The sequence below is a fragment of the Acetobacter cerevisiae genome (assembly GCF_001580535.1).
Classification (GTDB): Bacteria; Pseudomonadota; Alphaproteobacteria; order Acetobacterales; family Acetobacteraceae; genus Acetobacter; species Acetobacter cerevisiae.
Window position 1 is genome coordinate 35,455 of record NZ_LHZA01000139.1, and the last position, 15,177, is coordinate 50,631.

A 15,177-nucleotide genomic window follows, 5' to 3' on the forward strand; every position below is an offset into this window, starting at 1 on the left:
AACTTTTTCAGGGACTAATACGTCTCAGGAAGAAAACATATCTTCTTGCGACGAGGCCGCTTATTATGTCTTTTCAATACCTTGATAATGGGATTACTGGCACGCCTTCAGTAACAGTTCGAGAAAGCTTTTTCTGGAAAAAACAAAGAATTATTGCCATTCCAGCCTGTAATGAAGAAGAGCACATTATTCCCTGCCTGATCGCTCTGGCAACGCAATCCTACGCTCTGCCAGATAAGGTTGTTCTGTGGCTTAACAACACCACAGACAAAACCTGTGACCGGGCACGCTCCCTACAAGACAAGCTCCCCTTTACCCTGGAGATTGTTCAGGTTGTCTATCAACCGCACTTAGCGAGTGCAGGAACAGCCCGCAGAGAAGCCCTGGCGCATGCCGCCAGACATGCGCCCCTTGATGCTCTGCTTTTTACAACCGATGCGGACGCAGAAGTCTCGAAAGACTGGATATACCGCACGCTTGAAGCGTTTGCTCATTACCCGGTAGAAGCCGTCTTTGGGCGAGCTCTTCTCCTGCCGTCTGAATCCGCAAAAATTCCCCTGCATTTGCATCAGGATGAACAAGCAGAGCAGGCTTATGGCGCACTGCTGGATCAGATTACTCTGGAATTGTGCCCGGAACCTCATGACCCATGGCCACGGCATATCGAACATTCAGGCGCCAGTATCGCCGTAACACGGCAGGCCTGGGCGCAGGTGGATGGAATACCAGATGTTCCGACGGGGGAAGATCGTCAGTTTTATAAAATATTAAGACAGAACGGCATCCCCGTGCGTCATGCACCAGACGTTATCGTTTACGTTTCAGCCCGCCTTTCTGGCCGTGCGCAAGGCGGCATGGCGGAAACCCTTGCGCGCAGGCTACGCGCGCAGGATGAATATATTGATGAGGTTTTTGAGATGGTCTCAAGCCGATTGCGCCGTATTCGTAAAGAACTGGCCTGCCGGGGTAAAAATCAGCCCGGACCTGCTCTCGCGGACTGTCCTCCCACACGTATCCGGCGAGACGATCTTGAAAAACACGCCAAGCGCGCACGGCGCGTGCTCAACTTTCTTCGCCAGACGCGCCCCTGCCTTTCTGAGAATTTAAGCCATACGCCAGCCGATCAATGCGATAGCTACTCCCCCGCACGCTAAGATCAGGTTCCCAGTGCAGCGCCCGACACGCTTCAATAAAACAGTCAGAAGCTTCATCACCGGTGCAGGGTGTATCCGTCGGGCCTGTCCAGTTTACAATCAGAATACTCCCTGCTGCAGTCAGGCTCTGTGTCACCATGCCTGCAAGGCGCTGAATATCACCGACACTCAAAAAATAAAGAATTTCAGAAATGAGAACGAGATCGCACCCTGACGCTGCCAAGACGGGGTAGTCTGCCGGCAGAAATGCTTTGATGAACGTAACGTACCCCACTCCCTCACAGCGCTTCTTTGCTCTCTCAAGAGCTGTTTCTGAAGCATCCACGCTCAGTATACGTTTGCAATATTGTGCAAGCGCCAATGTGCTAACCCCTATTGCACACCCCAACTCTACAGCGAAAGACACAGGACGAATTGGGAGGCATTCCAGAACCTTTGCCAGTTTCTTTTGTTCATAAAGACTACTTTCAAAATCCCACGGATCATCGCTCTTTTGAAAGAGATTTTCAAAAACGTCTGGTTTCCAGGTTTCCTTACTCATGAGGCAATAAAAATTTCATACGGTTGAAGCATTTTTTCCAGTAAGTGTTCGGGCAAAACAAAGCCACTGGGATCATCCTTTACGACGAGCCCCCGCTGACTCCTATGAGCCTCAATGGCGCGTCGTTTGGAATGCAGGAAAGCTTCAACATTGAGACGCCATCCAGCGGTCTGCGTCTCTTGAAGGTCCTTTTCAGGGGGCAGTGTCAGCCCCCATACAGGATAAGCCAGTATTCTGAGTTCTGGTTGCAAAGCTTTTAATCGCTGCCCCATGATCCAGACCGCTTCATGATCACAATGGGGATCGTGACGCCAGGTTACGAGAATATTCTGGCAATGATATTGTTCCACCAGATTCTGCAAATGGCGAACAGTCTGCTCAAAAACAGCCCCTTCAGTGGGAACTGCTGTATCCGGAAGGTCGAGAAAAAAAAGACGATCAGAAGAAAGACCAAGAGCACTGGCCGCATTTCGACTTTCTTCCTGCCGACACAAAGCAAGTCGTTCGGGTGGCCAGAGCGAAGAACCGGGATGGGACGCAGCCCCATCTGACACGATCAACACAACGGGTGGACACCCATGTTTGATGGCTGTTGCTATAAATCCTGCACACCCCAGACTTTCATCATCAGGATGAGGTGACAGTATAAGAGACGTTCCCGGCGCAATTTTATCAAAAGAGGCAACCGGAAATCTGGAAAAATTCTCAAGGACTTCCCTGACCTTCATAGACTTTCTTCCGGCCAGTCATGGTCGACAAACCACGCAGCGGCATCTGTCAGCGCCTCATCGGGCGCTGGCTGCCGCAGATAAGTCATCAAATCTCTCATGACCTGCTCCACCGCTTTACCTTTCACAAAAGCAGACAACCCCAAACTTCTTTGAACGAGCGTAATCAACTCCAACGCCGCCCGTTCAACGGCAAGACGGGCAAGATTAACGATTGCCACCACGTCTTCTGGCGTCATCCGGGGCGCATAGGCGGCTTTAGCGGCTTGCTCGACCCACATGGCAGCCGTTTTCTGCAAAATAAGCGCCTCCCCGATCCGGCTGAGTTGATGCGGATTATCTGCCCGGCCTCGCTCCAGCAATTCTTGCCTGAGAAGGTCAATCAACCGATCCATTGCGCCTAAGGCAACGGCCGACCCCCGCCAGGCACCTGCGGAGAATTCGGGCTGCCGCAAATAATCTCCTACTGAGCCGAGAATATGATCTGAAGAGATAATAACATCTGCAAAATCATAAGCGCCCGTCCCACTGGCCTGCATCCCGGTTAATGTCCCCGGCCCTGCCCGCCTGCGATTGGCCTCCGTTGTGGGCGCCAGAAGCATGATGGAATACCCGTGCTGGGTGGCGGCTGTTATCAGAGCCACACTGACGTGCCTGACGCCGCTGGCAAACCCTTTAATTCCGGCCAGCCTGTACTGCCCCTTCTCTTGCCTGATCGTCACAGGCGGCACGCCGTCCGTAACCCATATACCGGCCAGTATTCCGCTTTGCAGAAGGCGTGCAAACGCGCGGCGCTGCTCATATGTCCCGTAAAGCTCCACAAGGCGCACAACATTGACGTGCCCTTCCAGGCAGCGCCCTAAAGACAGGCTCACGTAACCTGTTCGCCGCAGAAGGGTCATAAGAACCAGTCCCCCTTCCGGTGTTCGGCATAGATCCAGACCACCTTCCTCACGCGATAACAGAGCGTCTAAGGCACCAATCTCACGTAAGGCCTTCAGAAATTCGGCAGGGAAAACATTTTCTTCCTGAACATAATGGGCAGCTTTCCATCCATCGAAGAGATTTTTTATGTCGGTTCGAAAACCAGAAAGATTTTTTATGGAAGTCTTCTCATCTGAAATTAACATCCTTCAGCGTCCATCCCCACTAACGTCCTTCCTGCAACGTATGGGCCTTGAGAGAGGATGCTACACTGAAGGAAAATCCTCGGTCACTTTATGTTGAAAACTCCTCTTCTTTCCCGATGAGCAGGAAAGTGAAAGTCGTCACATCTCATCCGAGCATATCATCTCGTCATGACGAGCACCCATCCATTTATCTAAAAAACCTACTTCTCTTCCTGCGCGCGCCATGACCTAACGTGACGCAATAAGCACATCGAAAGGCACAGACCCATAAAAATAATCCAGACCAAAAGCAGATGAATTTTTAAAAGAATTTCCCCATAAAATACTTTCCCACGCTTCACCCTCTTCCTCTTCGGTCAGGGAAAGGTGTGTTGTATTCCAGCCCTTCTCATGGCTTTGCAACGAATCATCCATAGAAAGAGACGACCCGAAGCGCGTTACAATGACCAGCATTTTCATGTCTTCTGCAAAACATTGAAATGCCACAACATGATCAGCGAGTTCACCTTGAACCGAAACAGCTTCATAGCGGGGATTTATAAAGAGCTGCGGATAATTTTCTCTGAGCTTCAGAAGTTTAAAAAGAAGATGCTGTTTGATCCGCCCATCTCGCCAACTGGACGCCAATGTTGCCAGACGATTGTCAACCTCAAGATCTTTCCCGAGGCGAGAGTAATCAACCGGCCGCCTGTTATCCGGATCAACAAGACTAAAGTCCCATCCTTCCCTTCCCTGATACAAATCAGGCACTCCGGGAACTGTAGAACGCAGTATGACCTGCGTAAGGCTATTCAGAGCGGCTGCCGGAGAAATGTGATCTACAAATGCAGAAAGTTCTTCAACAAATGAGGTTTGCAAAAGCTGCCTTACAAAATGCTGGCAGCTTTCTTCATAATTCGCATCAGGGTCTGCCCAGCTTGTTCTTAAACCTCTCTCACGCAGAGCTTTGGTCAGATACGTCTCCAATCTTTTTGGAAGGTCAGAAAGTTCCTCTGTATCAACAGGCCATGCAGAGATAAGTGTCTGGTAGAAAAAGAATTCATCAGCCCTACTCACGGAAAAGTCTGCGCCCGCCTGCATGTGTAAGGCTTTATTTTTTTCAAACCAGAGCGCTACAATCTGCGTCCAGTTGGCTTCAGGCTCACTAAGGACCATAAGGCGCGCTCTGCCGTCCTCTCCCCTCTTATGATCGTGTGTGGCTGTACAGAGCAGAGCCTGTGGGTGTGACGCAAGACGTGTCAGGTTTGTCTGGTGAAACGCGTGAATGCCTTTGCAGAAAATAGCAGGATCTGTTCCAACTTCATTCCGAGAGAGCAGACGATCATAGCGGTAGAAAGCCGTATCCTCGCCCGACTTGGCAACAAGCGGGGCTGTCAGATGCACAAACATATCCTGAAAACTTTTTCTGTCAGAACTCAGGGGAGAAATCTGGCTTAAAAGCTTTTTCAGGGACATCAGTAGAGGAATGGAGTGTGCTGGCAGCCTTTTCTTCGCATGCTCACAGGCTTCAGACAAATACGAACGGCTCTGTTCACTCAGCTTCGTCTCAGAAAAATAAATACGGTACACCGGAAAAGCTAATAAAATTTCTTGTAATACACACGCAATAGCGTGCTGGGTAATATTCTGCTCTGGTGGAAAAAACTCCTTAAGAGACTGCGCCAGATCCTGAAACATCTTATAAAATGATGAGTTCAGTTTTTCATCACGTGCAGTCCTCATGACTTTGGGATAAGGATGCGGGCCCAACTGCGCCCATAAGGTATTCAGCCTTTCTTCTCCCGCCGGATGATGCAGAAGCAAAGAGACCTGTTCGAGAGAATCATAGCCGGTGGTCCCGCTTACAGGCCAGTTTTCGGGCAAACGTTCTCCGGATGAGAGGATTTTCTCTACAAAAATGATGGGCGCATCACGTAGGTTTTCTGGCCTTTCAGGCGTCAGAGCGTTCAGGGTTTGCAGCAACGCCTGACAATACCGCGCAGGCTGAAGCAATCCATCGACATGATCAACACGCACGCCATCAATCAGACCACGCCGATAGAGATCAAACATATAGGCATGCGTGCGCGCGAAAACCTCAGGACGTTCCATCCGCAGAGCGATAAGCGCTGTAACGTCAAAAAACCGACGCCAGTTGAGCAGATCACCAGCAGTCTGCCACCAGACCAGCTGATAATGCTGCTTTTGCAAAAGTGCCAGAAGATTGGATTTTCCCTCTAGAGTCTCGGGATTAAAGAAATCCGCAAAAAGCTCTTTTTCAGTATCTGAGAGGCTTTCTGGTGCGAGAGGAAAAATTTTATCTTCGTAAGTGATGACAAAAGAATGTGTGTCTTCCTGATAAGAGACGCGGATCTTTTGATCTTCTAAAATTTCTTCCAATGATTTTTCGAGAAAAGGAAGAATGATTTTATGCGTCTCCTGCTCAGCGAAAACACTCCAGTTGATATCAAAGTAATACGCATACTGGCTCTCTCTTCCGTATTGCAAAACATCCTGCCACCATGCGTTCTGAGGGTTTGTCGTCATATGATTAGGCACAATATCAAGAATGAGGCCCATATCGTGCGCACGCAGCGTTTCAACCAGAGCCAGCAACCCCTTCTCCCCGCCCCTTTCTGAGTCAATAAAATCCCAGCTTATCGTATCATAGCCATGAAGAGAGCCTGATGCTGACGCTAAAAGGGGCGACGCATAAATATGACTAATACCGAGTTTTTTAAGGTATGGAACCAATGAGATTGCATCATACAAAGTATAGTCTTTATGGAACTGAATCCGGTAGGTCGCACGAAGTGATAGTGTCATGCTACATCCTCCACACAGGCAACCAGCGAGAACGCAGGCAAGAGCCCAACCCGTCTATTCTCAGAAGATTCATAAATCAGATGATATGTTTCTGAGATCTCATATTTTGTTTCAGAAAAATTGATAAAAAGAATAAGGATTTTCTTGTTATCTAAACGCCAGCGAGCATGTAAAGCGCCAGTGCCTAATACCTGCACGCCAGCACTCTGAACGTCATGCAAATATGGGATAATCCACTCTCTGCGCAAAGCCAGAAGCTGCCGGGTCAGGGCAAGCCACGCCCTTCCCCTCTCAGTCTCACGCGCAACTCTCTCTGGCCGGGAGGCTTCAAAAGTCGCCAGCGCATTAGGATCAGGAATACGTTCCCGGTTTTTCTCATCTTGAAAAGCCGGAAACTGAGCAAACTCTTTTCGCCGCCCTTCCCTTATTTGCTCTGCCAGTTCACCATGAAAATCACAGAAAAAATAAAAGGGGGTCAGGCTACCCCATTCTTCTCCCATAAAAATCATAGGAATCATTGGGCTTAAAAAAAGCAACGCATAAGCCGCTTTGACTGCCTCTGGTTTTGCCAAAGCCAGAAGCCGCTCTCCTAAGGCACGATTGCCAGTCTGATCATGGTTTTGCAAAAAGAGGATAAATTTCGTAGCTGAGAGATCTCCACTTGCCATTCCGCGATTTTTACCGGAATACGGGTTGAGCTGCCCTTGATAAACAAAACCTTCAGCCAGGACCCGTGCGAGATCCTGCGTAGGATCTTTGGCAAACATCTTGTAATATCCGTCGCGTTCTCCGGTTAGCAAAACATGTAGAGCATTATGCCCGTCATCATTCCATTGGGCTGTAAAGCCGTCCCGAAGCAATCCTGCATCATTATTCTCGTTTTCAAGAATTAAATGGACATGCCGTCCAGACTCAACGGTCCTCTCTACCCTCTCGCGTAAAGCGCCAAACCATGCATGATCAGAAATAGCTGACGCGGCATCAATCCTCACTCCATCAAACCGATATTCCATCAACCAGTACAGCACATTTTCTATAAAGAAATTGGCAACTTCCGGTTTATCAAAGGCAATACCTGTGCCCCAGGTCGAGTTCTTTGCATGGTCAAAAAATGCGTCCGCATAGACAGGCAGAAAATTTCCTTCTGGCCCAAAGTGATTATAGACCACATCCAGAAAAACCATGAGCCCGCGGACATGAGCTGCATCGATCAGGCTTTTCAATTCATCTGGGGAACCGTAAGGAGCCGCAGGCGCGTAAGGCAACACCCCGTCATATCCCCAGTTTCTGGTTCCTCCGAAGCTATTGATGGGCATAAGTTCAATGGCCGTTATGCCAAGCGCTACCAGTTCATCAAGCTGCCGCTCTATGCCATTATATCCCCCCAGCAAACCGGCGTGGAGTTCATAAATCACAGCTTCATTCCATGGCCGACCCTGCCATTCCGGACACTGCCACTGATAAGCCTCAGGATCAGTCACGACGCTCACCCCCAGCACTCCATCCGGCTGACTGCAGCTTGCAGGATCAGGAACAGACTGGCCGCCGGAAACACGAAAACGATACCGTGTTCCTGCACCGCAAGTAGCCTTCAAACTGAAGAGACCCTGCCCATCAGAATTCATTCTCTGAGCAGGTTTCCCTTCAATCTCTAAAAACACCTCCTCACTGGACGGGGCCCAGAGCGTGAAAGCTGTCCGCTCTTCTGCTTCCAGTTCCGCACCAAATGTTTTTCTAAACCGAAATGTCTGCATGGTCAGAAGCCTTTTTGTGCAGGGGAAAAATGCCTAGGACGACGCTGGACTGAAATAAAGAACCGAAAGAGGGGGCAGCGTTGCCAGGACAGAAGCAGGCACTCCATGAGCCGGCACATCCTCGGCATGCAGTCCTCCTGAATTTCCAACATTGGAGCCGCCAAAACATGAGGCGTCAGTATTGAGAATTTCGTGCCAGTATCCTGCATGCGGCACGCCAATGCGGTAATTGTGACGTGGCACGGGCGTCATGTTGCACACAATCAGAACAGGGGCGGCATCCGGCGCATACCGCATCCAGGCAAGAACACAGTTTTGCGTATCGTCGGCAATAAGCCACTGGAAGCCATGATCGCTATAATCATCTGCATACAAGGCAGGATAGGCGCGATAGAGGCGGTTTAAGGTGGCAACAGTCTCGTGCATTCCCTTGCCCGTGGCATCTTCCAGCCGCTGCCAGGCAATCTGCCCGTCATGATTCCATTCTTCCCTCTGCGCCAGTTCTCCGCCCATAAAAAGCAATTGCTTGCCAGGATGGGCCCACATGAGCGCATACAGACACCTGAGATTAGCGTGCTTCTGCCAGTCATCTCCGGGCATGCGGGACAGGAGAGAACCTTTGCCGTGCACAACCTCATCATGAGAAAGGGGAAGAATAAACCGCTCTGAATAGGCGTAGATCATGCCAAAAGTCAGGTCATGCGCATGATACCCACGCCAGAGCGGGTCCAGTTGCATGTAGCGGAGCGTGTCGTGCATCCAGCCCATATTCCACTTGAAGCGAAATCCCAGCCCCCCAGTTTCCGGTGGCGCGGTCACGCCCGGCCAGGCAGTCGATTCCTCAGCAATGAGCATCACATCATCACGCAGATCCCGGATCAGTGTCGAGAGTTCATGAAAGAAAGAAACAGCCTCAAGATTTTCACGCCCGCCATAAATATTGGCCTTCCACTCGCCTTCTTTGCGGCTGTAATCGCGATACAGCATGGACGCAACCGCATCGACCCGCAGGCCATCAATATGAAAACGCCGAAGCCAGTAAAACGCGCTCCCCAGCAGGAAACCACGCACCTCGTTTCGGCCAAAATTGAAAATCAGCGTGTGCCAATCTTGATGAAACCCTTCCTGTGGATCTGCATGTTCATACAGATGCGTGCCATCAAAACATGCCAGTCCATGCGGGTCAGAGGGAAAATGGGCTGGCACCCAGTCCATAATGACCCCAATCCCCACCTGATGGCATCTGTCCACAAACGCCGCAAATTCCTCCGGAGAACCATGCCGGGCTGTGGGGGCGTATAAACTGACAGGCTGATACCCCCAGGACCCCGCAAAAGGATATTCAGTGATCGGAAGCAATTCGATGTGCGTAAAACCCAGCTCCTGAATATACGGAATAAGGGCATCCGCCAGACTGCTCCACGAGATAAACCGCTCCCCACTGCGAGGAAACTTCCAGGAAGGTGCATGAATTTCGTAAATGGATATAGGAGCATTTACGGCCTGCCGTTTGCCTCTTTGCTGCATCCAGTCCGCATCATGCCATTCATAAGTTAGCGCCCCGGCAACACGCGATGCAGTCGCTGGCGGCTTTTCCGCAAAACGGGCATAGGGGTCTGCCTTTGCTGGCAAAACCTGACCGTCTGCAGAAACAATTTCATATTTATACCGCTCACCAAAGGCAAGACCCGGAACAAAAAGCTCCCACACTCCTGCCCCATGCCGCACGCGCATCGGGTGACGACGTCCATCCCATATGTTGAAATCCCCAATAACAGAAACCCTGCGGGCGTTAGGGGCCCAGACTGTAAAGCGAACGCCTTTCACACCGTTTATTTCCAGACAATGCGCCCCCATCATTTCATCCGGTGAATGGTGCCGGCCTTCTGAAAATAAATGCAGATCCAGGTCGCCCAGTAGTTTCCCAAAACTGTAAGGATCAACAACATCCTGCCAGCCATCCGCCCACCTGACTCTTACAAAATAACTCTTACTCCGCTTGGGAATGGTGGCGCTATACACCCCATGAGGATGAATACGATACATCTTCTGCTCAAGCGGCAGACCTTTTGCCGGAGTGGAGACCACTGTGACTTCAAGAGCATCAGGGAAAAAGACACGGATAATGTCGCCTCGTCCATCAGGATGACGGCCCAGCACGGCAAAGGGGTTGGAACTCATGCCATGCGCAAGATCTTCAACCTGCTGCTGAAGCGCAATATCGGCTGCTTTTCGGTTTTTCGGTATAGAATTAGAAGGCATTGCAATACATACCGCTTTATCCTGCAAATAAGAGGAGTGCTTATCGTGCCATCAGGCGTGGGTGCCTGTACGCTTCTGGCTTTCCGGGTCTGTGCTTCTTAAACCACCGGGCGGCATACGGGCTGGCTGAATTCTGCGCAGCGTACGCGCCTGACGTTTCAAAACATCTCCGCGGCGTGGCGCAATATCATCGTGCGATGTCTTGTAAGAAGACGAGCACCCTGCCAGTTCCCGGAAAAGTTTGGCATAGTCAGCAGCCTTCCCCTCCCACGAAACATCGTGAAGAGCACCGTTACGCTGCAAGCGGGCCCAAACAGCCTTCTGCTGGAACAAAACATACGCCCGGCGCACTGCTCCCATCAGCGTTTCAGAATTGGTGGGAGCGAACAAAATGCCATTTGCCACACCTTCAGAAATGGCAGCAGAGTTTGCATCAACAATCGTGTCAGACAATCCCCCAACACGTGCTGCAATAGGAACAGACCCATAGCGCAACGCGTGCAGCTGCGTCAGACCGCATGGCTCAAACCGGGAGGGAATAAGAGATGCATCAACAGCAGAATGAAGTTTATGCCCGAGAATTTCACTATAATTCAGATGGCATGCCAGTTGATGCGGGTATCGGCTTTGCAATTCCGCCAGAGAATGCATGATTTCCCGGTCACCCACACCGACAATGGCAAGCTGCACGTCCCACTCAAACAAGCGAGGCACAATTTCAGCCAGAATATCAACGCCTTTTTGAGTTGTCAGGCGGCTGACAAGCCCCAGGAGAAAGGTATCTGCCTTTTGTGGTAAACCAAATTCTGCCTGAAAAACTCTTTTATTTGCACGCCGCCCAACAATATCACCAACAGCATAAGGAAAAGTCACCGCAGGATCTGTCAGAGGGTCCCATTCTTTGAGATCCAGGCCATTCAGAATACCTTTCAGCGCCGCAGAGCGGGTCCGTAACAAACCATCAAGCCCCATCCCATACTCGGGCGTCTGAATTTCTTCCGCGTAGGTCGGTGAGACAGCGGTCAGGCTATTGGCAAACAAGAGCCCCGCTTTCAAAAAGCTAATCTGTCCGTGGAACTCCAGGCCTTCAAGTGCAAAAGCCGTTGACGGCAAACCATATGCTTCAAGATTCTCCCGTGGAAAAATTCCCTGAAAAGCGAGATTATGAATCACGTGAGAAACAGGCGGAGCCTCCACGCCATCATAATGCAGGTAAGCCGCCACCAGTGCTCCCTGCCAGTCATGGGTCTGCACAACATCGGGACGCCAATGCTCAAGGCAACCCTGAGCGATAAATGCACCAACACGCGCCAGAACCGCATACCGTATGCCATTATCTTGCCAGTCCTGCCCCGTCGGGCTTCCGTAAGGGCTCCCAGGACGATCATACAGAGCAGCGACATCAACCACGAAAAGTGACCGTCCTCTGGCAACCCCTTCCCACAAAGTCACTTCATGACCGAGCACGTTTTCAAAATTCTTTACAATCCGGCGCTCGTTCAGACCTTTCATGACGGATGGATAGCCCGGCAACACGGTATGTGTTCTTATTCCATAAGATATCAGAGCACCCGGCAGAGACCCAACGACATCCCCTAGCCCACCGGTTTTTATCAGTGGATACATCTCTGAAGCGACGGAAAGGACGTTCAGAGTGGCTGGGGGCATTGCAACAGGTATCTGCGTCATGGCTCATGCCTCTTTAGAGTTTTGGTGGTATCGCTGCACACCGACGGACATGATGCTGGCTGTATAAGACGGTTAAACAAAAAACGCGGCCTATGCCGGAATGTCCCCGACACACGATTATGTTATCAATTTTCTCCACAGGACATGCGTTACCACCCCATGGATGCCACGGTTTCGCCATATGGCGAAAAACCAGAAGAGCATTCTGAGTCAGGATGGACCGCTGCCGATGAGCTTTCCGCTTCGCCAAGGATTACGTGAAGGCAACCCCGTCGAGAGAGGCGCCACGTATGATGGATCAGGTGTCAATTTTGCAGTTTTTTCCGCGAACGCAACAGCAGTCGACATCTGCCTCTTTGACACGGATGGTAAAACCGAAACAGACCGCATTCGCCTTCCTGAATACACGGATCAGGTTTTTCATGGCTGGATCCCCGATCTGCATCCGAGTCAGCTTTATGGCTTGCGTGTTCATGGCCCCTATGAGCCTGATGCCGGACATCGCTTCAATCCGAACAAACTCCTGCTGGACCCTTATGCCAGAGGGCATTTTGGCAGCCTGCAATGGAACCCTGCCCTGTTTGGTTATCAACTGGGTCACCCCGATCTTGATCTGAGTTTCGATGACCGGGACAGCGCGGCATTTATCCCAAAATGTATTATTTCCGCTCCATCGCGACGCAGAAATAAACCTCTAAAAACACGTTGGTCTGATAGCATTATTTATGAGACCCATGTCAAAGGCTTTACACAAACTAACCCTCTGGTCCCTAAACGTCTGCGCGGCACGTATGCCGGTCTCTGCCATCGCTCCGTGCTCGATTACCTTAAGTCTCTGGGAATAACCTCCATTGAACTTCTCCCCATCCAAAGCTTTGTCAATGACCAGTATCTTATAGAAAAAGGCCTCACAAATTACTGGGGCTACAATACGATCGGTTTTTTCTCCCCTGATACACGCTACGCTGCTAACCATGCGGACCCGGCGACTGAGTTCCGACATATGGTGGCCGGTTGCCATGCTGCTGGCCTCGAAGTCATTATGGATGTTGTCTATAATCACACAGCCGAAGGGAATGAGCTTGGCCCGACCTTGTCCTTTAAAGGGTTAGACAATGCGTCTTACTACCGTCTGGTTCCTGATAATTTACGCTATTATATTAATGATACCGGGACGGGGAACACATTCAACCTGAGTAATTTGCGGGCTATACAGTTTGTAGCAGACAGCCTGCGTTACTGGGCAGAGGATATGGGCGTGGATGGTTTCCGCTTTGACCTGGGCACCATTTTGGCACGCGAAAAAGAAGGATTTGATTCCGAAGCGGGCTTTTTGCGCGTCTGCCGACAGGACCCAACTTTGGCGCATCTCAAGTTGATCGCAGAACCGTGGGATATCGGGCCCGGGGGTTATCAGGTCGGTAAATTCCCGCCAAGCTGGGCAGAATGGAATGACAAATTTCGTGACACAGTCAGAGATTTCTGGCGCAACGAGGCGCGCGCGTCTGCTTTAGCTACGCGTCTTCTTGGCAGCCCGGACCTGTTTAACCATAGCGGTCGTCAGGCGTGGTCCAGTGTCAATTTCATTGCTGCGCATGACGGGTTTACACTTAAAGATTGCGTCTCCTATGAGACCAAACATAATCAGGCAAACGGCGAAAATGGCGAAGACGGCTCCAATGACAACCGCTCTTGTAACTACGGAGCCGAAGGTCCCACTAATGATGACGCCATTAATGCATTGCGCTGGCGACAGTGCCGCAACATGCTGGCCACCCTTCTGCTCTCCCAAGGCACCCCCATGCTTCTGGCGGGCGACGAATTTGGTCGCACGCAAAATGGCAATAACAATGCCTACTGCCAGGACAATGCGATTTCATGGCTGAACTGGACTATTGAAAAAGAAGGAAAGAATCTCCAGTCTTTTACGCAGCGCATCATCAGTCTCAGAAAACGCTTCCCCATTTTAAGACGCAGCCGCTTTCTCACAGAAGCCTACAACAAGGATCTCGATGTTAAAGAACTGACATGGGTCAGCGCCAGTGGTCAGGAAATGAGGCAAGAAGAGTGGGATCATGCGCAATGTTTTGGCCTGATGCTGGATGGTCGCGCCCAGCCGAGCGGTATCATGCAACGCGGTGCAGATGCCACACTCCTCCTCATTCTCAATAGCTGGAATGACGTTGTGGAATTCACCCTTCCAGAAGCAGAAGGCGGCGCATGGAAAATGCTTCTCGACACTAATCGCCCGGATGACGGAGCCGAGATAGAGAAAAATATTTTCCAGCAGAAAACACTGTTTACCGTAACGGGACATTCTCTTTTAGTTTTTGAGCTGCTCGGAACTTAGAGAGCGAGTTTTTCTTGGAAATATACAATCTTTATTCCGGATTCTTAGTTGGACGCATTCCGGGGCATACCCTGCTACCAGATTTACCCTCTTGCAGGATGACAACGCCCTGCGTCCATCAAAGTCAGGAAACTTTTCTGGGGATTGATCTTTTATAAGGTAATAGCCAGCAAGCAGGAGTATCGGCCATGCCTCGCGGTGACAAATCAGCCTACACGGATAAGCAGAAAAGACAGGCAGAGCATATCGAAGAAAGTTATGAACAGCGTGGCGTCAGCGAAAAAGAAGCTGAGCGTCGGGCATGGGCCACCGTTAATAAAGAAACAGGGGGTGGTAAGAAAAGCGGTTCAGGGAGAGGCCATGACGTGACGCATGAACCGTCCCGCAAAGGCGGAAAGAAAGGTGGCGAGGCATCGGCTCACCGGCCCGCAGACGCACGTTCTGCCACAGCACAAAAAGGCGCTGAAACCAGAAAAAGAAAGTGACGGTTCCGCGCTTATATTACTATTAAAAGAATTTACCTCATAAGGTTTTTTGTTTTTGTAGCTTGGGTAGCGATATAGTCTTCGCGGATGATTGGTGAAGGGCTCTCAGATGCTTTTCAAAGAACCACCGTAGCCATTTCTGTGCTTAGGAAGTGAATACCGCAGAGAACAATATCGCCACTACTTATCTCACAGGCTTTGTCTCACCAGACTGTCGCTACAGTGCCCATCTTAAACCAGCAGAAAAAACGGCTTTAGAGCGTTTTCTGCGCTGAATGA

The 15,177-nt window shown here is 50.5% G+C and carries 10 protein-coding genes; 3 read left to right on the forward strand and 7 right to left on the reverse strand.

The annotated features are described in order from the left end of the window. Window positions 1-65 precede the first annotated feature (65 nt). The gene (locus tag AD928_RS06720; protein WP_062249298.1) at window positions 66-1,154 is read left to right on the forward strand and encodes a glycosyltransferase family 2 protein; all 1,089 of its coding nucleotides are present in this window, start codon (window positions 66-68) and stop codon (window positions 1,152-1,154) included. On the opposite strand, the gene AD928_RS14445 is transcribed toward AD928_RS06720, so the two are convergent. From AD928_RS14445 to glgA, 7 genes are all read right to left on the reverse strand, one after another. Next, window positions 1,063-1,695, reverse strand: coding sequence for a class I SAM-dependent DNA methyltransferase (locus tag AD928_RS14445; RefSeq protein WP_082779785.1), 633 nt, complete (start codon window positions 1,693-1,695; stop codon window positions 1,063-1,065). The genes AD928_RS06720 and AD928_RS14445 overlap by 92 nt on opposite strands. Continuing rightward, window positions 1,692-2,423, reverse strand: coding sequence for a PIG-L deacetylase family protein (locus AD928_RS14450; protein WP_082779786.1), 732 nt, complete (start codon window positions 2,421-2,423; stop codon window positions 1,692-1,694). Before AD928_RS14450 ends, AD928_RS14445 begins: the two co-directional genes overlap by 4 nt. After that, window positions 2,420-3,553 (reverse strand): acyl-CoA dehydrogenase family protein, encoded by a 1,134-nt coding sequence (locus AD928_RS06735; protein WP_062249304.1) that lies wholly within the window; start codon window positions 3,551-3,553, stop codon window positions 2,420-2,422. The genes AD928_RS14450 and AD928_RS06735 overlap by 4 nt, the downstream gene beginning before the upstream one ends. Before the next feature lie 228 nt (window positions 3,554-3,781). After that, entirely contained in the window at window positions 3,782-6,358 is a 2,577-nt protein-coding gene (gene treY, locus AD928_RS06740; RefSeq protein WP_062249306.1) for a malto-oligosyltrehalose synthase, read from the reverse strand. Continuing rightward, window positions 6,355-8,112, reverse strand: coding sequence for a malto-oligosyltrehalose trehalohydrolase (gene treZ, locus AD928_RS06745; RefSeq protein ID WP_062249308.1), 1,758 nt, complete (start codon window positions 8,110-8,112; stop codon window positions 6,355-6,357). Before treZ ends, treY begins: the two co-directional genes overlap by 4 nt. Window positions 8,113-8,145: 33 nt before the next feature. Beyond that, complete coding sequence (gene glgB / locus AD928_RS06750; RefSeq protein ID WP_062249310.1) at window positions 8,146-10,374, reverse strand: 1,4-alpha-glucan branching protein GlgB; 2,229 nt, start codon at window positions 10,372-10,374, stop codon at window positions 8,146-8,148. A gap of 51 nt (window positions 10,375-10,425) precedes the next feature. Next, window positions 10,426-12,063: a glycogen synthase GlgA gene (gene glgA / locus AD928_RS06755; RefSeq protein WP_062249312.1), complete on the reverse strand. Its 1,638-nt coding sequence runs from the start codon at window positions 12,061-12,063 to the stop codon at window positions 10,426-10,428. Window positions 12,064-12,292: 229 nt separating this feature from the next. Between glgA and glgX the strand changes: the two genes are divergently transcribed. After that, the gene (glgX, locus tag AD928_RS06760; RefSeq protein WP_062249317.1) at window positions 12,293-14,413 is read left to right on the forward strand and encodes a glycogen debranching protein GlgX; all 2,121 of its coding nucleotides are present in this window, start codon (window positions 12,293-12,295) and stop codon (window positions 14,411-14,413) included. A 188-nt stretch (window positions 14,414-14,601) separates the two neighbouring features. Further along, window positions 14,602-14,898, forward strand: coding sequence for a hypothetical protein (locus AD928_RS15205; protein ID WP_062249314.1), 297 nt, complete (start codon window positions 14,602-14,604; stop codon window positions 14,896-14,898). Window positions 14,899-15,177: the final 279 nt, after the last annotated feature.